Source organism: Brucella lupini (assembly GCF_002252535.1).
GTDB classification, from domain to species: Bacteria; Pseudomonadota; Alphaproteobacteria; order Rhizobiales; family Rhizobiaceae; genus Brucella; species Brucella anthropi.
The window spans coordinates 115,517-137,239 of record NZ_NNRN01000057.1; the positions used below are offsets into that span (position 1 = coordinate 115,517).

Sequence of the window (21,723 nt, forward strand, 5' to 3'; positions counted from 1 at the left end):
GCTAACGGCTTTATTTCGGCCCGCTTCACATGACTTCCTGCAGATGCGACGGAGCGAATACGAAACGCGCAATTGCGGAACGATAGAAGGTGCGCCGGTGGCTCCGGCGATCTAACGACGAAAGCTCGAAGAGGGGAGGGGCGGTGAATTTTTTTTGAAAGTTAGAGGCCGGATTCGTTGCGGCTCGGTTCCAATTTTGATGTCGAGCTCGTTTTTTGGCTTCCGATCACTGGTTTCAATGATCATGGCCTTTCTCCCACGATGGTGCAAACCAGCGCCTCCCATCTTTCAGTCTGTGGGGCTTTTCATCTCTGGGGGATAGATTTCTTAACCAAATCGGGTTAGCATCGGAATCGTCAAGGAGATTGCTCCTGCGCTGTCAGATCAACGCATCGCGACGCGCCACATACTCTTCCCAGAACAGCGAAAACCATTGTCAGTCAGACGAAATCTAAGGCGGATTTAGCTTTAGTATTTTCCATAATCGCTAAGTTTTTCAGTATATTACCTATGCGACTCGACATCATAGAAAGTGGCCGACAGGATTGATTGGTTATGCGTGTTCGGTAAGAAGACGCTCGCAGGAGTGCTATGCAAGAGAATAAGCTGGCGGAACGGCTTCATTGCATATGGCCATTGCTATCTCTGGCTGCGAAGAGATGCGTTATGCCAAGCTCATGCTTTCAAGCTGCATAGGCTGTCCGTTCGTCAGCCCTGCCCTCTTTGCCTGGGCCGACAAGTGTTGAGCGTAGGAAAAATTGTAGGGAGCGCTTGTCAGCAATGGCGCCCCGAACTTCGCCACGTCCTTCGGTACCAATCCAAATCGTGCCTTGAATGCCTTCGTAAATTGTGTGCCGTCATTAAAACCGCATTGATAGGCTATTCTTTTCAGTGAGGCCGACGGTCCTGTCTGCCTCACCAGCGTTTGGTATGCACTGTCGAGCCGTTTATCGCGAATGACCTTGGCGACGCCTCCATCAGGTTCAAAGGCGCGATAGAGGTGTGAGCGAGAGACGCGAAAGTTTCGCATGATGGATTGGGGGCTGAGCGAGGGGGTGTTCAGGTTTTCATTGATGTGAGCGAGGATGCATTTACGCATCGTGAGGTTCACGGCTGCATTTTCGATGGCGTCGCCTTTGATGCTGGCATTCAGCAGAGAAAGCATCGCTTCTTGCGCTGAATAGACCTCTGACGCACTCAATTTGCTGGCTACGTCGTGCAGTCCTCGTAAATAAGCAAACAGCAGACGCGTCATTGGTTCATGGGCACGCAGAACGACGCCGTGCAGATTTCGCCACCCAACCACCTTTTCCAGCTCGTCGCGCGCAAGCATCACGGTGATGCGGCTTCCTTCATATGCCGTGCTTTGAACTGTCTGTGTGAAATCTATGATGACGATATCGCCAGGCTTGGCCCAGACGTCGACGCCGTTGAAATCGCCGCGTAAATCCCCAGCGGTTATGAGCTGGAGAATATATTGGTCGAGACCTCCATGTGCGATGATCTTAGGCGTGCGTAGATAGTTTTGGGTGTTGAAACGGGTCGAGCCAATTTGAAGGGAAGAGCTGATCGCACTGCCCCTTGCGAAGCCAAAAAGCTGATAATTTCGTATTTCTCCATCCAATGTGATTTCATACATTGGCTTCAGAACTTCACGCCAAAAATCGTTACGTAATTGATCTTCGATCATATCTGTCGAAAAAGAGATCTGATTCATTATGGCTTGCCGACATGCCCAATCCGAGAAACAGTGGCTATCATAGCCCTGTTTATAGGGAGTTTGGAAGATCGATTATTGGTTCAGCTGCAAACGGATTGCTCGGGATCGCGTCGTCGTCATTTTGGCGTTTCAGGAGCTGCAATTTTTGATGTAATGAGGCTGCCAATTTGATCAGTTCTTCGTTCTTTCCTGAAGACATAGTCAGCACCGGAGCGGACATGCCGGTGCCAAACGTGTTCTTAGGCAGGTGGTCAGCTGCTTTCGCATAAGCCGAGACACGTTCGGTGAAGCAAAAAAATGGGGCCGCTGAGATGCAAACTGATATTGGTACAGCTAATTTTCAGTATATAATAATCTAGAAAATTATTGCTCTATTCAAGATAGATGTACTTGTTCAATATAAGTCAAATAAAAAGAGGAGGAATTAATAAATATAGAACGAGTATATAATCTTTTATATATATAATTTTTATTTATAAATCATTTTAAGCTAATTGATGATCATCAATCGATGATAGTATAATTGCAGAATTATTTAATGCCATTGTAATGATGGAATTTTTAAAAGGGAGATTGCAATGAATAAATTTGCATTGATGCCATTGGTTATTGCTTCCATCCTTTGGGGAGCTGGCGGAGCTTTCGCGGTAGAAATGGGCAATATGAGCGTTCAAGTTGTGAACACATCAACCCAGAATAGCTCTTTTGCGCAGATTGCCGATGGTAGCAATCAACAAGAGTGCCGGCAAAAGGCGCGAACCATTTGCTATCCGTTGAGAGAGGTGCCCCACGAATATAATAACTGCATCAAGCGTGAAGTGGCAAAATGCATGGGCACGCCCTTCAAGTTCTGATCGGATACTTGCTTCAGGATGAATGAATGCCTGGCACCGGAACTCCGGTGTCAGGTTTTGCCGAATCGTACCCAATTTATGAGGCGGCAGATGACGCAGTTGAGCTCCCACCGCCTCGATTGCTTCTGTAATGCCTGCAATCCTGTGAGCAGGCAGACTATCTAAACAAGCAGAAATCTTATCGACCCGCGTTTTGCATCGATCGGATCATGCTTTAATTCTTCGAAACGGTGGTTAGCGGAACGACGATCTCTTTCCAGAATTTGTCTTCATCGATGTAGTTCTGAATGGCAGCTTTCTGAGTGCCGACCGGTCCCGGTTTTGCCTCCGCATTACCTCCTATATCATTGTTGGTGAAAGCAAGGCTTCGGCCATAGTCGAGACCCATCTCGGTGTTCACGTCGACATAGACACCGGTGGCAGGTACAGCTGCGCCATCTTTGGGGCGAGGGGCGTTGTTCCAGGCAAGGACAATCGACGGGTCGATGACATAGGCGGCCGCAAACAGGTCCCAGACGTTATCGGGTCCGAATGTGGTTCCGCCTTGCGCCTTGATCTGTTCTTCGCGTGCAAGCCAGAGTTTCTGAATGCCGGGAGGGCTATTGTCGACCATTTTCCGATAGAGGTCCTCCGGCATTCCTCCCGTATGTTCATTGGCTTCCAGACCGGAGATCACCTGATTGCCATATGCCTTGAAGGATTCGGAATTCGGATCGCCCCATTTCGACCTGACACTGATCTTGGCGGCTTCAGGGTCTGCCCACCAGTTGAACTCTGCCGATGCCGACGAATTCCCCGGAACGTAGAAGGCGCCGCCCATATAGACGATTTCAGCGACCTTCGATGGAAAGCTCGGATCCTTCAGGATGGCGCGTGCAATATTGGTGAGTGGACCAATTGCCACCAGCTTGACCTGGCCGGGATACTTGTTGACGGTGTCGACGAGAAAATCCACAGCGTCTCTGTTGCCATCCGGGTCCGGATTATCCAGGCCATACACCCGTTTATAGGATGGGGCCTCGCCATATTTATGCTTGTAGACGTCGGACCATTTTGCCGTCGGATCGGCATCAATCTCATTGCCCGCATCCGGCCGCAGATAACCGCCCCAACCGGTGATCGGGCTGATTTGCAGTTCGGCTGCCAGCACCTCCGGGGTGGCTTTGTTTCCTCGCCAGTTGCGAATGCCGTAACGGCTGCCTTCGTAGATTGGCACCTCAGAGCCGAGCGCCTCCAGTTGTCGCGCGCCCGCGGCGACACCGGCTGGCATGGGCGTGTTTCCTGAAACGACGGTTACGCCCAGCAGGTCGATGTTGGGAGCGCGCTCCAGCAGAAGCATGGCGGTGCCATCATCGAATAGCTCGACCATATCCGCGTCTAAAATGACTTTCGTGCGCGTTTCTTGAGAAAATGCAACGCCAGATACTGCCAGCGAACAAGTCAAAGTCCAGGCAAAGATAGACGGCCTGATATCCATTCTGTCCTCCCTTTGTGTTGATCGGTTCTCACAGATCGAAACAGGATGAATAAAATATTACACAGTTTTTTTGTCAACATGAGGCGGTGATGTATAGCGAAACATTATAGAACAAATCAGCAGTCTAAATTATGGAGTTACAGTTAGAGTTTGGTCTGTGTCTATTAGAGTGCCGACGCGCCTACATATTCTGTAGCAATTATTTTTTCAGTGAAGGTTGCTACGGAGTTTCGGTTTTTTTGAAGCCGAGCGTCCCGGGCGTTTGTTGCATACTGGCGTCAGTTCCGACGAGGCGAAAAATACTCTAACGAAATAGTCCAATGATTTCCGTCGTTTATGAAGTGGTCGGATATTGATGGATGCCATCCCGAGAGAACAAGAGACTGTTTGGGATAATTTCCGCGCCAGCAAATTCAATGACTTACGTTTAGAAAATGCGAACGGGTTAAATTGAGACAGCTATACGTATCATTTCACCCTCTGCCGGAACCGACCCAATCAGCAAATGGAAAGCGTCTTTGGCTGCCGGGCGCTCGATCGTATGCTGAGCTGTGTACGTCCCAATTCCGTTCGCACCCATGCACTAACGTCTTATTACTCCTTTTCGCAGGCATATTTTCCATTACCTGAGCAATATATGCACAGCGAGGTTCCGCAGGCTGCTATGCAATCTTGCCAAGTCTTGTATTGACAGACTCGTGGCTTAGCAGCTTCCAGCTGCGCTGACGTTGCCACATGGACGATTGTCTCTGCTGGATCAGTCGATGGTAATGTGGACGTGCTTTGTAATGCTGTGTTTGAACCCGCATAAGCAATTGTGGCATTCATTAACGCCAATCCAGCAACAACGAATAGTGAGTACGGTTTCATGATGGTCACCTTACTGTTTCTGAAGAGCCTCCCGTTCTCATATTATGCGCCCGCTGTCTTGCGAACACACACCCAAGTCTGCGGTAGTGTGTCGTATGATGAAAAGATATATCTGGCCAACGTGGGGCAAAGCCGAGTATCTCTTTGTGTTGGCCAAACTGGGCAGGGCTAAGGCCGACGGTTCTTGATCCGCTTGCATTTTCTAAACGTAAGTCATTGAATTTGCTGGCTCGAAAATCATTGGACTATTCCGTTAAAGTTTTTTCCGCCCCAGCCGAAACCGACCCAATAATCCGATCTGCTTCAATCAAATTGAATCGCACCCCGATTGTTTGACGGGCACAAGACATTCTCCGACATAAAAACGTTTTTATTTTTCTTGAAAACGTTTTTATATGTTGTTACCGTTTTGGTATGACGATTGTGGGAGCTTGAAATGTCGAGGTCGATTGACCGAATAAAAACGCGTGTGCGACCGACGATCAAAACGCTCGCGGAACACACGGGCTATTCGATTGCGACGATTTCGAAGGCATTGCACGGTTCGCCGGTCGTGACGGAAGAGACACGCAAGATTATTCTCTCCGCTGCAGACGAGCTTGGCTATCAGGCCAATGCCCGTGGCATGGCGTTGCGTACCGGCAAGACCTATCAAGCCGCCGTATTGATGCCGATGAATTCGGTGGCGGGTTATGAATGGGACGGTGTCGAATATACGCAGATTCTCAGCGGTCTCAGCCAGATTCTCGATGATAGCGATTATCAGCTTTCCGTTTATGGCTATCGCAGTTTTGACGATGCCTGTGCCATCACGCGCCGCATCGTCGATCAAAGCCTCGCCGATGGTCTGATCTTTTCAGGCGTTCTGGCCGACGATGCGCGCATCGACATGCTGGTCGAGGCTGACTTTCCTTTCGTGTCCCTGGGGAGATGCCGCAAATCGCTCGTTTATGCCCATGTCGACGTGGACAATGAATGGGCCGCACATGCCGCAACTGCACGACTGATCGCTGGCGGGCACCGGCGCATCGGTCTGGTGAATGCGGATGCGCGTTTTTCCTATGCTCTCGACAGGATCGATGGTTTTACGCGTGCCTTCACAGAGGCAGGTGCTGCGCCATGTACCGATCTGGTTATCGGCGGCGACTTGTCCACACGCTTCGGACGCGATTCTGCGCTGGCTCTCCGGGAAGAGCGTGATCCACCGACGGCGCTGGTCTGTGTCAATGAAGCGACAACGCTCGGTGTGTTGTCCGCATTGCGGTCGCTGGGGCTGGAAGTCGGGCAGGACATCGACGTCATCGCCTATGACGACATCAATGTCAGCGCCTATTTCACTCCGCCGATCACGACCCTCTATCAGCCGATCGAAGTGTTGGGGCAACGGCTGGGGGAATTTCTGTTGCGGCGTATGGGAGGGGAAGACCCTGCGCAATTGAGGGAGGTTTTTCGTCCGGAGCTCGTCGCGCGTCAGCCCGACGATCTGGGCGGGAAGCTTAATTCCTAGAGCGGTTTGGCCTTCTCACGGGGTGGCGGGAACCGCTCCGGCGAACAGCTTTCAATGCTGTTTCAGAGGTGCAACCGCTTCGTGCATTCGTCGAAAGTGTTCTAATGGGAGGAGTACACATGAAAAAGACAATCCTGACTTTGGCGCTCGCGCTGATGTCCTCTGTCGCCGCACATGCGGCCGATCTTGAGGGAAAAATGCTCAAGGTCGGTTCCGACACGACCTCGCCGCCGATGGAAAGCGTCGATCCGGCTACGGGGCAGATCGTCGGCTTCGATGTCGACGTGGTGAATGCAATCTGCGCCAAGATCAATTGCAAGGCGGAATTCGTGACCACGGGCTGGGATGGCATTTTCGCGGCTCTGGAGCAGGGCAATTTCGATCTCGTTGCATCGGGAGTCTCGATTACCGATGAACGCAAGAAGGCGATGGATTTCTCCGAGCCTTACATCGTCAACAGCCAGGCCGTTTTGATGCGTGCCGAAGATGATGGCCTGACACTTGATGACTTCAAGTCGAAAGGCAAAAAGCTGTCGGCGCAGGCGAATACGACCGACGCTCAGGTAGCCGAAGGTATTGTCGGCAAGGATAATGTTGTTGCCTATGACAGTTTCAGCGCCTCCGTCATCGCGCTCAAGAACAAGGACGTCGACGGCGTGGTGATCAACGGGGCCAATGCACCCGCCTATGAAAAGGAATTCGCAGGCGAGCTCGTCGTTCCAATTCGCGACCTGCAATCCGATCCGCTGGGGCTGGTCTTCCGCAAGGGCGATGAAACTGCTGCCGCCTTCAATGAAGGGATCAAGGCCATCAAGGAAGACGGCACGCTCGATGCTCTCATCAGCAAATATTGGGGCGCAAAATAGTCCGGAACATTTCTGGCGGTGAACCTGCGAAAGTAAAGCACGTGCTGCCGAGATGATGCGCAAAACCAAGAAGGTGAGCCTATCCCGAAGAACGCATGGCGGTTTTCGGGATAGGCAAAACAGATAGAGCAGTTCCAACGACTCCAACTCCGTTGGCCTTGGCCCACACGCAACGCCTCTGGAACATCGCATCCAGAGGGTCGGGAGACGGTTCAAATGTATTTTTTGATGCGCTTGCGTCCGAGCAACATGATCGTGCTCGCCGCACTGCCATTTGTCGTCTATCTCTTCGCCAGTTCAAACGACTACCAGCGTTCGCTTCTGGCTATCCTGGGCGTCGAGCCGGGATCATCAGCTTTCGTGCCGGGTTTTGTGCTGCTTTGCGCAGCCTTTGCCTCCGGTCTTGTCACGATGTTGTTCATGCGCAGGAACAATACGCGCTGGGGGATTCCTTGCGCGGCGCTCAATCTCCTGTCGGCTGCCGCGCTCGTGGCAACACCTGTTGTGTATCCCTATCTGCACTCGGTTGTGGCCAATGGGGTCGATCCGTTCACGTCCGATCTCGTGGTGAAAGGCGTCACACCGCGGCGCCTTACCGAGGCTGCGGCACTAGCGACGGATCGGTACGGGTTCATCATCCTGTTGAGCTATCTCGGTGCGACCGTTCTGGGTCTGCTCCTGAGCCTGACGGGGCGATCCGGGAACGGATTGTCGGGATCGCGCAAGGCGGGTTTCATCCTGCTGGCAACGATCAACGGGCTTGGATTATTTCTTGTCCTCTTTGCAGCGCATGTGGCATTTGCCGCCGGGGTTGCAACGACCATTCGGGCGGCCATTTCGGCCTATATCATTGCGGCGCTTCTGGCCCTGCTTTGGGTTGGCCTGCAAAAGCTTCAATATAGCAGCCGGGGAGACTTTATCTTCATCGGCCTGACGTTGCTGATGGCCTGCATGGCTGCCTGGTTTCTGTTTCAGCCGCGCCAGGCCTATACGCTCGCCGGCACCCTCGACGGCAAGATCGGCGTGGTAACCGGCACGCCATCGAGCATGATCGGTACGGTGCGATACGGCCAGTTTCCCGATGGTCCCGAAAACGAAGTGCCATTGCGCACATTTCGCGGTCCGCCTGAAGCGCTCGCCGCCCTTGGCAAGAAGGCGGATGTCAGCGCGGTTCTGCTTCCGGCGGCTTCAGTCCCGGCGAACGTGCCTGTCCTGTGGCAGACGGAAGCGTTGAACGACCGCGACAAGTCGGCGGGCATTGCCTTCGTCGTTCTGGCCATTGCGCTCGGATTGCTGACGGCTTGCGGTCATATCCATCGCCGTCATCCTCTCTCCATCGGCTCAGAATTCATCGTGGATACGATCCGGGGCATTCCCATGCTCGTTATCGTACTCTATGTCGGCCTGCCCTTGAGCGGCGCACTGAAGGACGCCACGCAGGGCGTGATCGATCCGCCGAATATGGCTCGCGGTGTGGCAGCGATGGCGCTGGCCTACTCGGCCTATCTGGCGGAAATTTTCCGCTCCGGCATCAACGCAATTCCGCGGGGACAAATCGAGGCGGCGCGCAGCCTTGGTCTCAACGGCTGGCAGACCGCCCGTCTGGTGATCCTGCCACAGGCTTTCCGTATCATCATCCCGCCGCTCGGCAACGAACTGATCGCTATTCTCAAGGACACGTCGCTTCTGTCGATCCTGTCCATTCGGGATATCACGCAGCGCATGCGCGAGTTCCAGTCAGCAAGCTTCCTGCCGTTCGCGCCGTATAATTCGGCTGCGATCTTCTACATCCTCCTCACGCTGGCTGCGGCCAGTCTCGTCAGCACAATCGAGAGAAAATATGATGCCAACAAACATCGTTAAAGCCCGCCAAGACCTGCAGCAGCGCGCCTCCGGACTGGTCTTTCCGAAGGACTTTGCTTTTGGTGCCGCGACCTCGGCCTATCAGATCGAAGGCGCCCCTTATGAAGACGGCAAGAGCGAGAGCATCTGGGACCGGTTCAGCAAAAAGCCGGGCGCAATCATCGACCAGTCCAGCGGTGACGTTGCTTGCGATCACTACCATCGCTGGCGCGAGGACATTGCGGTGCTGAAAGCGATGGACCTTAAAGCCTATCGCTTCTCCCTCGCCTGGACCCGGATTTTGCCGGGGGGGTACGGTGCGGTCAATTCCAAGGGAATAGGCTTTTACGACCGCCTCATAGACGATCTGCTGGAGGCGGGCATCGAACCCTATGCGACGCTCTATCATTGGGATCTGCCGCAGGTCTTGCAGGACAAGGGCGGCTGGTATGTTCGGGAGACTGCGGATGCGCTGGCCGAATATGCCTCGGTTGCCGTTCGCAGTTTCGGTGATCGCGTCAAGAAGTGGACGACGCTCAATGAACCATGGACCTTCTGCTGGTCAGGCCATGCCAGCGCCGAAGATGCGCCGGGCTTGGCTGATGGCGTGAAGGGTGGGGTCACGTCAAGCCATCATGCACTGCTTGGCCACGGCAAGGCTGTTCAGGCCATTCGTGCAGAACGCGCTGATGTCTCCGTGGGCATTGTGTTCGATCTCAACGTGGCGGAACCGGCCAGCGACGATCCGCGTGACGTTGCGGCAGCGAAACGTTTCGATGGTGCACAGAACCGCTGGTTCCTAGATGCCGTTTTCAAGGGCGCCTATCCGCAGGACATGTTGGAGCTTTACGGCGATCTCCTGCCGCCCATCCATCCGGAAGACAACAAGACGATTGCGGAGCCGCTCGATTATCTGGGCGTTAACATCTATCGCCGGTCTGTGATCGCGGCAGGTGACGAACTGCCACCGCTCAACTATCGTCGCGTACAGCCGGAAGGCACCTATTCCGCAGTTGGTTATGAAGTCTGGCCGCGCTGCATCTATGACATTCTTCATTATGTAAATGACGGTTATGCGCCAAAGGAAATCTATATTTCCGAAAGCGGCGTGGCAACGCGGCCGGAAGATGTGGGGCCGGATGGGCATGTCTGGGACGATCTGCGAGCGAAATATTATGTCGATCATCTGGAGCAGGTGGCCAAAGCCATTGATGAGGGCGTGCCGGTGAGGGGTTACTTCGCCTGGACGCTGACAGACAATTTTGAGTGGGCCTTTGGTTACACGACACCGTTCGGCATTACCCATATCGATTTCAAAACCCAGGAGCGTCGCGTCAAATATTCTGGCGAGGTTTATGCCCTCATTGCAAGGCAGGACGGAAATATTGAAACGAGGAGCGCGGCGATTGGCTGACAACGGGCACAGGACCGTCCTCATTACCGGAGCCACACGCGGCCTTGGCCGCGAACTGGCATGGCAATATGCCAAGGATGGCTGGCGTGTGATCGCCTGCGGTCGCCGGCCGCCTGAAACGCCATGCGCCCCCGGTATCGAGTTTCAGATGCTCGATACGGCTGACCCGGTTTCGGTGGCAGCGCTTGGTGATCGTCTGACCATGCGTTCTCTAGACCTTGTCATCAACAATGCGGCTGTTCGCAGTCGCATTGCTGGCCTTGCGCCGCTCGATCCGGATGATTTCATGGCAGTCGTCAGGACAAATATGCTCGGCCCTGTTCTGGTAGCGCGCGCATTGCGGAACTGCCTGGCGCGTGGCACGGAGCCGATGATTGCCAATATCAGCAGCCGGGCCGGCTCGATCTCAGAGGGTCTGCTGGACGATGACGACGACGATTATGCCTATCGGTGCTCCAAAGCCGGATTGAACATGGCGACCGCCCAACTGGCCTTGGATCTTCGGGCCGAAGGCATAAAGGTGATTGCACTTCACCCCGGCTGGGTAAAGACGGATATGGGCGGTGAAGGAGCAGTCGTGAATGCGGAGAACAGCGCGTGTGGATTGAGAACGGTAATCGCCGGTGCTCCCAAAACCGGGGCCTTCCTGTCCTATAATGGCGACGAAATCAGTTGGTAAGCTGAAAGATCAGGACACTACGCCCGGCCATCATCTTCGACAAGAAGTGGGCGACGGCCACTACAATTCTCCGAGTTTGGTTTTCAGTTGCTCCTTAAAAGGAGTTTGAGCCGGGCATTTTCGGCTGCCAACGCTTTCGGTTCTTCAATTTTGTAACGAGACGTTTGCCGGTAGTCGCATCGTCGGGCGACCTTCCTGCTCGCGCTGGAATGGATTGAATAGATGCTGTTTGTCTAAGACAGGCGGCACGACGGCCTCAGCGACGATAACCGATCACAGCTGCTTGAGCGGAACGCAAGGAACGTGTTGGTAGAACTTGCCTCCAGTGAGACGATACGGATTCAATCACAAGATTCATGATTATATCGATTCACAGTTCAGTGTATTTATTCAATATAATAAATATAATTATTAGTAATCTAAGTTTTACGATAGAATTGTTTTTTTATTGGAATGGTGGATTATATTCATATACATTGATCAAAAATCAATTATTTTCTCTGGAAATATTATGAGCAAATTATATACTTTATTCTTAAATAGCGCATCATATTTGGCTCTGACCATTTCCGTTGTGTCTCCACTAACGGTTGCGCCTCTCATTGGCGGCGTCAGTATCGCTCACGCTGACGATCTGCCGGGGGGTGCCGGAGGAACGGGAGATACCTTGGATTCGTCGAGTCTGCCGGATTCATATTCGGCCGCAGGCGGCAAGGGGAATGGCTATGGCGGCGGCGGTGGTGGCCTTGATGCAATTAACAGGTTCGGTGGAGCAGCTTCTGTTGACGGGGTAGGTGGGGACGGTGCTACCTCTATTATGAGTGGTGTGATTACCGCCGGAGGTAAGGGCGGCGACGTTGGGGCGACAACCGTAGGTTCGGATCCGGTCAATCTCCAAGGCGGAAAAGGCGGTGACGGTGTAAAGAATAGAGGGTCCGGCGGCGGCGGCGGAGCAGGGTTGTTTCTCAAAAACAATGATTCCTATTCACTGTTGAGTGGTTCAACCGTAACCGGCGGTGCCGGCGGGCTTGGCGGCGTGGGTGCTTATCAGAAAGCTGCAGGCGGCGGCGGTGGTGGTGGTGCCGGCGTTGTCTTGCGCGGGGCAGCACTTAGAATATCCACTGGAGCTACAGTATCCGGCGGTGCCGGTGGCGCGGGTGGTTCCTCGCCGGCAGCCTACAAGGCTGGCGGCGGCGGTGGCGGCGACGGCGTGGTTGTGCAATCCAGTTCTCTTATAAACGGAGGTTCCATAACTGGTGGCGCTGGAGGGAACGCCTCGAATGATTCCTCTGACGTTAACCCTGGAGCTCACGGGGGAGCGGGCGGTAGCGGCGTATATGTAGCAGGCGGAAACTTCATCAATCGGGGACAAGTCACCGGTGGCCACGGTGGGTTGGGTTATCAGCATGGTGTAAAGGGTGCTTCCGGTTCTGGTGTTCGCATCGATTCTGATGCGCATGTCGTCAACGAAGGTGTTATTTCTGCAGGCGGGGCCGATGCCAACGCGATCGATATTCTCGGCAGCAATAACACATTTGAGATTCATGATGGCTCGTCCATCACAGGAAACGTTGTGGTGGCAGGTGGCACACAGGGAAATACCTTTGTGCTTGGCGGTTCAGATGACGGCAGTTTCGACGTATCTTTGATTGGTACGCAGTATCAAGGATTTCAATCCAATCGCAAAGACGGTTCCGGTACCTGGACACTGACCGGAACAGGCAATTTTACTCAAGGTTTTACCATTGCCGATGGTGTGCTTTCCGTTTCTTCGGATGCGAGCCTTGGTGCGGCTGCTGCCGGTCTGACGCTTGACGGCGGCACGCTGCAGGTGACGGGTACGAGCTTCACCTCCACCACCCGGTCGCTGAATTTGGGTGAGCATGGCGGCGGGCTTGATATCGCGGATGCTGGTAACACCTTCACTGTTTCACAGGCATTGTCGGGCAATGGGTATCTTCGCAAGCAAGGCGATGGCACTTTGGTATTGTCCGGCAATAACAGCTTTACCGGCGGCCTGACTATTGAGAAAGGGACAGTTCAAGCTGGAACTGCCGATCATGCTTTCGGTTCAGGTCTGTTGACCGTCAATGAAGGTGCGAAGGTCGATCTCGCGAATTTCAATACGACGACAGGTGGTCTTGCCGGTGCGGGCGATGTCGCTATGGGCGGCAGCAATCTCAACCTTGACCAGAGTTTCGATACGCTGTTCTCCGGTGTGGTCGATGGCTCCGGCGCTTTGACCAAGACTGGTTCCGGCACACTTACATTGGCTGGCGTCAATAGTTACACAGGCCAGACGGTGGTTTCCGGCGGCACTTTGAAACAGGGCGCACAAGGCGCTTTCAACGCATCATCTTCGGGCTATGAAGTTGCCAGCAACGGCACACTTGATCTTGGTGGCTACTCCACTTCGCTTGCCAGCCTTGGCAACACCGGGAACGTCAATTTCGGCGGAACAGGCGGAACCGTGCTCAACATTGCAGGCAATTACACCGGCAATGGCGGCATGATGACCGTCAATACGGTTCTGGGTGGCGATGATTCCAAAACCGACATGCTGAAGGTCGATGGTGATACATCGGGGTCGACAAAGCTATATGTGAACAATGCAGGTGGTTCCGGCGCACAGACTGTCAACGGCATCAAGGTCGTCGATGTGTCAGGCTCATCGAATGGCTCTTTCTCGCTGGCAAACAGCTACAAGACCAAGGATGGTCAGCAGGCAGTTGTCGGCGGCGCTTATGCCTACACATTGCAGCAGGGCAGCAAGAGGACGCCGGCGGACGGTGACTGGTATCTCGTCAGCCATGTCGATGGACCCAATTCCGGCTCCAACCCGAGACCCCGTTACAGCGCTGGTGTTCCTGTTTACGAGGGCTATGTTCAAAACATGCTGGCTCTCAACAAATTGCCCACCCTCCAGCAGCGTGTCGGCAGTCGTTACTGGACTGGTGAGAACGGCAATGGTTCAGACAACGGCGCAACGGTGAATGAGTATGGTGTCTGGGCACGCGTCGAAGGCGGGCATAATCGTCTTGAGCCAGACACGTCAACGTCGCAGATGAAGCAGGACATCAATACTGTCATCATGCAGGCCGGTGTCGATGGCCAGTTCTATGAGGGCGAGAATGGCAAGCTGATTGGCGGCATCACCGGACAATACGGCCATGCCCGCGGCGATGTCTCTTCCTTCCATGGCGATGGTGATATCAGCACGGATGCATGGAGCCTTGGAGCGACCGCGACCTGGTACGGCAATAACGGCTTCTATGTTGACGGTCAGGGTCAGGTGACGTGGTTCGACAACGACCTCAACTCCTGGACCGCCAATACCGGCCTTGCCGATGGACGCAAGGCGACAGGCTATGCACTGAGCATCGAAGCCGGGCAGCGTATCCCGATGCAGGGCAGCTGGGCACTCACGCCACAAGCACAGCTGATGTGGTCATCCATTGATGCAGATGAATTCAGTGATACATGGGGCAGTCGCGTCAGTTTGCATGATGGTGACAGTCTTTTGGGACGCCTGGGCCTCGCAGCGGATTATCGCTCGGACTGGAAAGGCAATGACGGACTGATGGTCAATACCAGCGTCTATGGCATTGCCAATGTCTATCAGGCATTCCTTGGCGGGACGACGGTCAACGTGTCCGGCATCGACTTCGAAACCGACAATGACCGGACCTGGGCTGGGATCGGCGCTGGCGGCACCTATGCCTGGGCAGACAACAAATATGCTGTCTACGGCGAAGGCTCTATCAACACTTCCCTCAATCACTTCGCCAACAGCTATGCCGTCAAGGGGAGTGTTGGCTTCAAGGTGAAGTGGTAGGTGCTGGCTTCGACGATAACCTTCGCAGCATGAGACTCCCTATCTCCATCAATGATATGGGAGTCTCATTCTCGCACTCTGGAAAGATTAAAAGAAAAATGCACCGCCATCAACGCGATGGGGAGTATAATCTCGATATTGAAAGAGTTTGAGCGGGAGCAGCAACTACCTCATTCTATTCAGCCTATCGAGACAAGCTCTTGTGAAAGAACGTTCATGGTTTCAGCGCCATCGGCGGTGATGAGGAACTGTTCTTCGATCATGAGGGCTCCTAGTCCGTTTGCGTAAAACGGCGCCTCCACGGCCAGCACCATGTTCGGTTCGATGGCCATGTCGTTGCCATGCGAGATGAAAGGCCATTCCTCGATCCCGAGCGCCGAGCCGACCGAGTGCCCGAAATGCCCACGATAATATTCGCTAAAGCCATGACGACGCATGGTGGAGAGCATCGCTTCGTGAACCTGACCGAATGTGTTGCCGGGTTTCAGCAGAGCTGTTCCGGCTTGAAAGGTCTCCTGGAGCGCTTTGTAAATCTGCTCTGCAAGAGGAGCAGGCTTGCCATAGACGAAGGTGCGCGCGCCATCCGAAGAATAACCATTCACAAGCGTGCCGACATCGGCCTTGATGAGGTCGCCTTGCGCCAGTTGTGCGGCAGGGTTTTGAAGGTTCGGCCCGACCGAAATATAGGCCCAATGGCCGGACAGGCTCTGGCCGTTTGCTTTGGCAGCATTGGTCGCTCCGGTCAGCCAGGCATCGGAAAGCTCGGCGGCTGTGGAGCCCGACCGCGCTGCAGTCGCCATATTCTGCAACCCGCTTTCCGCATAACGGGCGGCATTGCGTAGATATCCAATCTCGCGGGGGCTCTTTATCAGGCGCAACCGCCTTACGATGCTGGAAGCATCGCGCCATTGGGCAAAAGGCAGAATTTCTTTCAACAACACAAAATCAGCCACAGGCATGAATTCAAGGTCGACGCCGAGGCTGGCTTGAGCGAGACCACGTTCGGCAATCATATCGGCAAGCAGTTGAAAGGCTGCTTTCTGGTCGAAGGTTTCCGGGCGGGGACCGATATTACCACTGTTGCGATAGGCAGCGTTGAGGTCTTCTATCGTGTGGGCGTTGCGAACCGCGACGGCGTCGATCCAGATTCGATGCGAGCGGAAGTCGATCTCATCAGCCGTTGCGCGTGCTGCTGTCAGCGCCTGATCGCTGACAATGGCGCCAGCACGTGTCGAGGCATCCGCTGGAACCAGCGCTATGGCCGAACCGGCGCGCCCCCACATTGTCGCCACGCCCGCAGCAATTCCGGTGGCATAGCGAAAGTTTTCCGGCTGAAAAAGCACCAGTGCATCCAGTCCTTCTGCGGTGAGCAGATCCTGTACGCGGTTCCGATCCATATAAGTCATGGCTGATCTCTTGAGGTTATGCTTTGTCAGTGCGCCTTATATCGGACGGCTTGCGCTGCAGTCCGGATGGTTTGTCCAATAGATTGACTCTTTATGGAATAAATTTCTAATAATTCTCGCTATCTCACGGTGCCACCGCTTACCGATGCTCTCGCGGTCGCGGTATAAGCGTTGCTAACGGAGAGCCTGATAGGGCGCTTTCCACGCAGGAGAATAATATGGGCGGCTTCAACATTCGTGATCGCAAATCTGGATTGGCTTACTGGAGCTTGAGCGCGGCATTGGCCGTGACGCTCGGTATCGGATCGTTCAGCCAGGCGTTGGCGCAGGAAAGCGACCCGGACGCGACAATCAATATCGGCTCGCTCTACGAGCCGCAAAACCTCGACAATACCGCCGGTGCAGGGCAGGGCATCAACGAAGCCTTCAACGGCAATGTCTATGAGGCCCTGTTCCGGCTTGCCGACGACGGCAAAGTCGAGCCGGTCCTGTCGAAGGATTACAGCGTCAGCGACGACGGGCTGACCTATACGTTCAAGCTGCAGCCGGGCGTGACTTTTCACTCTGGAGCGCCGTTGACTTCCAAGGACGTCAAATTCTCCATCGGGCGCGTTGCCGCGCCGGAATCGAAGAGCTCACGCAAAAGCAGCCTCAAGACTATTTCGGCCGTTGAGACTCCGGATGATGAAACCGTTATCGTCAAGCTGTCTTCGCGCTCAATCTCGCTGCCGTACAATCTAAGCTATGTATGGGTGGTGAACGACGAAGCGAAGGATCTGCAGTCGAAGGAAGACGGAACCGGACCTTACGAGCTGGAAGACTGGCGTCGTGGGTCGTCTCTGTCGATGAAGCGCTTCGATAAATATTGGGGCGCCAAGCCGAAAAACGGCGAGGTGGTCTTCCAGTATTTCACCGATGCAAGCGCGCTGAATAATGCTTTGCTGACCGGTTCGGTTGATATCATCACGTCGGTTCAAAGCCCGGACTCGCTAGCCCAGTTCAAGGACAATCCCGATTTCACCGTCAGCGAAGGGCAGTCGACCACCAAGCTGCTGCTGGCCTATAACGACCGTATTGCGCCATTCGACAATGTCAAAGTGCGCAAGGCGCTCGCCCGTGCAATCGACGACCAGAAGCTTTTGAAGGCTGTGTGGGGCGATTATGGCACGCTGATCGGCTCATTCGTACCGCCGACCGATCCGTGGTATGTCGATCTCACCAAGGTCGACGCCTATGATCCTGAAAGTGCCAAGGAACTTCTCAAGGAAGCTGGTTACCCGGATGGCTTCACCTTCACTATCGATACGCCGAATTACGATCCACACCCGATTGCCGCGCAGTTCATCCAGAGCGAGCTGGCCAAGGTCGGCGTAACCGTCAAGATCAACGTCATCACTGCCAATGAGTGGTACACGAAGGTCTATAAGGCACACGATTTCCAGGCCACCTTGCAGGAGCATGTGAACCATCGCGATATCGTGTTCTATGGCAATCCCGATTTCTATTGGGGTTATAACAATCCGAAGGTTGTCGAGCTCATCAAGGAAGCGGAAGCAAGTGCTACGACGGATGAACAGACGGCCAAGCTGACCGAGGCGAACAAGATCATTGCCGAAGATGCGGCCAGCAACTGGTTCTACCTCTATCCGCAGATCGTTGTTTCGAAAAAATCAGTGAGCGGCTACCCGATCAACGGCCTGAACTCCCAGTTTTCTGCCTATGACATTGTGAAAGCGGAATAATAACCGCCTGTCGATATCGAGAACATCAGCTCGACAGACCGCGCCGCCTGAATTAATTTCCGGCGGCGTTGTCGCATTTGCATGAGGGTCCGAGCGCTGCCCTCACATCGGAGAGGTAAACGCTATTTTCGCCTATATCATACGCCGTTCAGCCATATTGGTTCTGTCGGTTTTCATCGCATCGATCGTGTTGTTTCTGCTGTTGCGCCTTCTGCCGGGCGATCCCGCAAATGCGCTTGTTTCTGTCGGCGCGGATGCGGCGCAGATCGAGGCAGCGCGCAAGCAGGTCGGTTCGGACCTGCCTCTCTATGAGCAGTTTCTGCGTTTTATCGGTAGCCTCCTGCGCTTTGATCTTGGTAATTCCTTTGTGAGTGGAGCACCGGTTCTTGCCGAAATCGGCAAGCGGCTGATTGTGACCGTGCCCTTGACGCTGATGGCATTCGTCGTTGCGATCATGATCGCGGTACCACTCGGTATTCTGTCGGTCGTGCGCCAGAACCGCTGGTATGGAACGGTGATATCCGTCATCTCCCAGCTCGGCATCGCCGTGCCGGTGTTCTGGATAGGCATTCTGCTGGTCTGGTTTTTTGCAGTTAAGCTGCGGTTGTTTCCTTCGGGTGGTTTCCCATCACGCGGATGGCAGTCGGCACCAGCTGCTTTTCAATCGCTGGTATTGCCGGTCACAACCATTGCCATCGTCATGTCGGCATCGTTGATCCGTTATGTCCGTTCGGCCACGCAGGACGTGCTTGGCAGCGACTATCTTCGTACCGCACGGGCGCTTGGCGCGACATTCTCGCAGGCGCTTGTCCGTCACGGTATTCGCAACGGCGCGGTGCCGGTGATCTCGATCCTCGGTATCGAGCTTGCCTCGACTTTGCTTGGTGCTGTGGTGGTCGAACGTGTCTTCTCGTTGCCGGGTCTCGGTTCGATGCTTCTGCTCGGCATAGAGCAGCGCGACTATCCCAATGTCCAGGGTGTTCTGTTTGTATCGACGCTTCTGGTGCTGCTGGTCGGCTTTGCCGCAGATCTCCTGCAACGACTGATTGACCCGCGCTTGCGCCAGCGGTCTGCGGGAGGTCGTGCATGACGGAGTCTGCTGATATGACGCCTGCCGTTGGGGATGAAAAGCCGGCTTACCGACTGCCATGGCCCCTTATTGTGGGTGGATTGCTGCTGGGGTTGCATCTGGCTGTCGCTCTTTTCTCGCTGGTCTGGACACCTTACGGTGCTGGCGAAATGGTCGGTGGACGACTGGAGGCTCCGTCCTGGCTGCATTGGGCCGGTACGGATCGTCTGGGACGCGATTTGATGACACAAATCATGATCGGTTCGCGCATTGCGCTTATCGTCGGCTGTGGAGCCATCGCACTCAGCGCAGTGATTGGCGTCACGCTGGGTGTGCTTGCGGCGTTTGCAACGCAGACGCTTGATGACGTGCTGGCGGCAACGCTCGATATTCTCATCGCCTTCCCAACCCTGTTGCTGGCCATGTTGATCGTGGCTTCCAGCGACGGTGCAAGCCTGACGACCGCCATCATGGCCATCGGTATCGCCGGATCGGCCATCGTGGCACGTCTGACCCGCATCCTCGCAAAGCGGGTTCTGGCGATGGATTACATTACGGCATCGCGCATTTCCGGCACATCACGGCTCGGGTTGGTCCGCATCCATGTGCTGCCGAACATCTGGCCGACGCTGATCGTCAATTTTGCGCTTCAGTTCGGTCTGGCGGTGATCGCGGAAGCATCGCTTTCCTATCTTGGTCTTGGCGCTCCACCGCCCAATTCATCCTGGGGACGGCTTCTGCAAGAGGCGCAGGCGTCGGTTTATACGGCGCCGTTCGGTGCCATAGCACCCGGTCTGGCGCTTGTCTCATTGGTGATCGGGCTCAATCTGTTTGCCGACGGGCTGCGTGACGTGGCCGACCCAACACGGAGGAGACAACGTTGAGCATTTTGCTGAATGTGGAGAACCTCCATATAGAAACGGCAGGCAGGTCTCTGGTTTCCGGCGTCTCGCTGTCGGTTGGACAGGGTGAACGGGTTGGCTTGATCGGTGAATCCGGTTCAGGCAAGTCGTTGACGGCTCTTGCCATCATGGGACTGTTGCCGGACGGCATGCGGGCAAGCGGATCGATCACGCTCGACGGCCACCAAGTGATAGGGGCGCGAGACCGTGAGCTGGTGCCATTGCGCGGGCAGAGCATTGCAACGGTTTTTCAGGAACCGATGACGGCGCTCGACCCACTGATGCGGATTGGCAAACAAGTCGGCTTGGTCGTTCGGCGCCGCGCGCTTCGGGATGGTCGCAGAATTGGGCAAGCTGACGTGAATGCCGAGGTTCACTCGCTTCTGGAGCGTGTATCCCTGCCGGACCCGGAACGCATTGCCCGTTCCTGGCCACACGAAATATCGGGCGGTCAACGCCAGCGTGCGGCTATCGCAATGGCTCTCGCCTGTCGCCCCAAGCTTCTGATCGCGGACGAGCCGACGACGGCGCTCGATGTCACCACGCAGGCCGAGATTTTGAAGCTGCTGGAGCAATTGGTGCGGGACGAGGGAATGGGGCTTCTGTTCATCAGTCACGATTTGCCGGTGGTTGCGGCCGTTACGGAACGCGCGCTGGTCCTGCGATACGGAAAACTTATAGAAGAAGGGCCGGTTGCGACGCTTTTCACCGATCCGCAGCAGCCCTATACGCAGGGGCTCGTGGCCGCTGCACGGGCGTTCGATGCCGCTCTGGAGGTTGCGCGATGACTTTGATGGACCTTTCGGGCGTTTCCTTTGCCTATGCCGGTGGTAAGACGGTTTTGCATGACGTCGATCTGAAACTTGAGACCGGAAGCAATCTGGGCATTGTCGGTGAGTCCGGTTCCGGCAAAACGACCATGTTGAAACTGCTGCTTGGACTGCAGCGCCCATCTTCGGGGAACGTTTCGTTTCGCGGCAAGCCTCTGGATATTGGCAATCGCGGTTTCATGCGCGATTTTCGCCGTTCGGTGCAGGCGGTGTTTCAAGACCCTTATTCATCACTCGATCCGCGCCAGCGTGTCTTCGACATTATTGCGGAGCCGTTGCGATCTCTGAAAATCGAAACCGACATCGCGCAGGCAGTTGCACAAGCGCTCGATTCCGTCGATTTGCCAGCGGATGCCGCCCGCCGCTATCCGCACGAGTTTTCAGGTGGCCAGCGCCAGCGTATAGCCATCGCTCGGGCGATTGTCTCTAAACCGGAGCTCGTCATCGCCGACGAGGTGGTCAGCGCGCTTGATCTGACAACACGGGCCCGTATCATCGATCTCATGCGCTCTCTTTCAGAACGCACGACTTTTGTGGTGGTGTCGCACGACATCGCACTGGTTGCGCTCTTGTGCGAACGGCTGATCGTTCTGGAAAGTGGCCGGATCGTGGAGCAGGGCAATACGCGGGACATTCTGGCCGATCCGCAGCATGCCTATACGAGGAAACTGCTGACCAGTTTGCCGAGAATGCCTCAACCCGCTTGAGGA

The 21,723-nt window shown here is 54.8% G+C and carries 15 protein-coding genes; 12 read left to right on the top strand and 3 right to left on the bottom strand.

The features are described 5' to 3' along the window. Positions 1-664 precede the first annotated feature (664 nt). The gene (locus CES86_RS22155) at positions 665-1,720 is read right to left on the bottom strand and encodes a helix-turn-helix domain-containing protein (protein WP_445433065.1); all 1,056 of its coding nucleotides are present in this window, start codon (positions 1,718-1,720) and stop codon (positions 665-667) included. A gap of 578 nt (positions 1,721-2,298) precedes the next feature. Here CES86_RS22155 and CES86_RS22160 point away from each other — a divergent pair. After that, positions 2,299-2,574 carry a hypothetical protein gene (locus CES86_RS22160; RefSeq protein ID WP_094515469.1) on the top strand — a complete coding sequence of 92 codons (276 nt, stop codon included), beginning with the start codon at positions 2,299-2,301 and terminating at the stop codon, positions 2,572-2,574. A gap of 214 nt (positions 2,575-2,788) precedes the next feature. Here the strand turns inward: CES86_RS22160 and CES86_RS22165 are convergent, their stop codons facing one another. Then, a complete protein-coding gene (locus CES86_RS22165; RefSeq protein WP_011982516.1) occupies positions 2,789-4,051 on the bottom strand; it encodes a nucleoside hydrolase in 1,263 nt (420 codons plus the stop codon). A 1,306-nt stretch (positions 4,052-5,357) separates the two neighbouring features. Here CES86_RS22165 and CES86_RS22170 point away from each other — a divergent pair. The 6 genes from CES86_RS22170 (at position 5,358) to CES86_RS22195 (ending at position 15,064) form a co-directional block, all read left to right on the top strand. Further along, a complete protein-coding gene (locus CES86_RS22170; RefSeq protein ID WP_094515470.1) occupies positions 5,358-6,428 on the top strand; it encodes a LacI family DNA-binding transcriptional regulator in 1,071 nt (356 codons plus the stop codon). Positions 6,429-6,547: 119 nt separating this feature from the next. Further along, a complete protein-coding gene (locus CES86_RS22175; protein ID WP_011982518.1) occupies positions 6,548-7,294 on the top strand; it encodes a transporter substrate-binding domain-containing protein in 747 nt (248 codons plus the stop codon). Positions 7,295-7,510: 216 nt separating this feature from the next. Then, on the top strand, positions 7,511-9,157 hold the full coding sequence (locus CES86_RS22180; protein ID WP_094515471.1) for an amino acid ABC transporter permease: 1,647 nt from the start codon (positions 7,511-7,513) through the stop codon (positions 9,155-9,157). Continuing rightward, entirely contained in the window at positions 9,135-10,550 is a 1,416-nt protein-coding gene (locus CES86_RS22185) for a GH1 family beta-glucosidase (protein WP_231771533.1), read from the top strand. The genes CES86_RS22180 and CES86_RS22185 overlap by 23 nt, the downstream gene beginning before the upstream one ends. After that, positions 10,543-11,229: an SDR family oxidoreductase gene (locus CES86_RS22190; RefSeq protein WP_094515472.1), complete on the top strand. Its 687-nt coding sequence runs from the start codon at positions 10,543-10,545 to the stop codon at positions 11,227-11,229. The genes CES86_RS22185 and CES86_RS22190 overlap by 8 nt, the downstream gene beginning before the upstream one ends. 511 nt (positions 11,230-11,740) lie before the next feature. After that, a complete protein-coding gene (locus CES86_RS22195) occupies positions 11,741-15,064 on the top strand; it encodes an autotransporter family protein (RefSeq protein WP_094515473.1) in 3,324 nt (1,107 codons plus the stop codon). Between the two features lie 179 nt (positions 15,065-15,243). Here the strand turns inward: CES86_RS22195 and CES86_RS22200 are convergent, their stop codons facing one another. Next, the gene (locus tag CES86_RS22200; protein WP_094515474.1) at positions 15,244-16,470 is read right to left on the bottom strand and encodes a M24 family metallopeptidase; all 1,227 of its coding nucleotides are present in this window, start codon (positions 16,468-16,470) and stop codon (positions 15,244-15,246) included. 218 nt (positions 16,471-16,688) lie between these two features. Here CES86_RS22200 and CES86_RS22205 point away from each other — a divergent pair, with 218 nt between their 5' ends. From CES86_RS22205 to CES86_RS22225, 5 genes are all read left to right on the top strand, one after another. Continuing rightward, complete coding sequence (locus tag CES86_RS22205; protein ID WP_094515475.1) at positions 16,689-18,212, top strand: ABC transporter substrate-binding protein; 1,524 nt, start codon at positions 16,689-16,691, stop codon at positions 18,210-18,212. 157 nt (positions 18,213-18,369) lie between these two features. Continuing rightward, entirely contained in the window at positions 18,370-19,302 is a 933-nt protein-coding gene (locus CES86_RS22210) for an ABC transporter permease (RefSeq protein ID WP_010660521.1), read from the top strand. After that, entirely contained in the window at positions 19,299-20,165 is an 867-nt protein-coding gene (locus CES86_RS22215) for an ABC transporter permease (RefSeq protein ID WP_094515476.1), read from the top strand. The genes CES86_RS22210 and CES86_RS22215 overlap by 4 nt, the downstream gene beginning before the upstream one ends. Beyond that, positions 20,162-20,971 carry an ATP-binding cassette domain-containing protein gene (locus CES86_RS22220; RefSeq protein WP_094515477.1) on the top strand — a complete coding sequence of 270 codons (810 nt, stop codon included), beginning with the start codon at positions 20,162-20,164 and terminating at the stop codon, positions 20,969-20,971. Before CES86_RS22215 ends, CES86_RS22220 begins: the two co-directional genes overlap by 4 nt. Next, on the top strand, positions 20,968-21,720 hold the full coding sequence (locus CES86_RS22225) for an ABC transporter ATP-binding protein (RefSeq protein WP_094515478.1): 753 nt from the start codon (positions 20,968-20,970) through the stop codon (positions 21,718-21,720). The genes CES86_RS22220 and CES86_RS22225 overlap by 4 nt, the downstream gene beginning before the upstream one ends. Positions 21,721-21,723 lie beyond the last annotated feature (3 nt).

What these genes read in the sequence shown, in the direction of transcription:
- CES86_RS22160 (WP_094515469.1), top strand. Translation starts at nt 2,299, where the DNA reads ATGAATAAATTTGCATTGATGCCATTGGTTATTGCTTCCATCCTTTGG.
- CES86_RS22165 (WP_011982516.1), bottom strand. Translation starts at nt 4,051, where the DNA reads ATGGATATCAGGCCGTCTATCTTTGCCTGGACTTTGACTTGTTCGCTG.
- CES86_RS22170 (WP_094515470.1), top strand. Translation starts at nt 5,358, where the DNA reads ATGTCGAGGTCGATTGACCGAATAAAAACGCGTGTGCGACCGACGATC.
- CES86_RS22175 (WP_011982518.1), top strand. Translation starts at nt 6,548, where the DNA reads ATGAAAAAGACAATCCTGACTTTGGCGCTCGCGCTGATGTCCTCTGTC.
- CES86_RS22180 (WP_094515471.1), top strand. Translation starts at nt 7,511, where the DNA reads ATGTATTTTTTGATGCGCTTGCGTCCGAGCAACATGATCGTGCTCGCC.
- CES86_RS22185 (WP_231771533.1), top strand. Translation starts at nt 9,135, where the DNA reads ATGATGCCAACAAACATCGTTAAAGCCCGCCAAGACCTGCAGCAGCGC.
- CES86_RS22195 (WP_094515473.1), top strand. Translation starts at nt 11,741, where the DNA reads ATGAGCAAATTATATACTTTATTCTTAAATAGCGCATCATATTTGGCT.
- CES86_RS22200 (WP_094515474.1), bottom strand. Translation starts at nt 16,470, where the DNA reads ATGACTTATATGGATCGGAACCGCGTACAGGATCTGCTCACCGCAGAA.
- CES86_RS22205 (WP_094515475.1), top strand. Translation starts at nt 16,689, where the DNA reads ATGGGCGGCTTCAACATTCGTGATCGCAAATCTGGATTGGCTTACTGG.
- CES86_RS22215 (WP_094515476.1), top strand. Translation starts at nt 19,299, where the DNA reads ATGACGGAGTCTGCTGATATGACGCCTGCCGTTGGGGATGAAAAGCCG.
- CES86_RS22225 (WP_094515478.1), top strand. Translation starts at nt 20,968, where the DNA reads ATGACTTTGATGGACCTTTCGGGCGTTTCCTTTGCCTATGCCGGTGGT.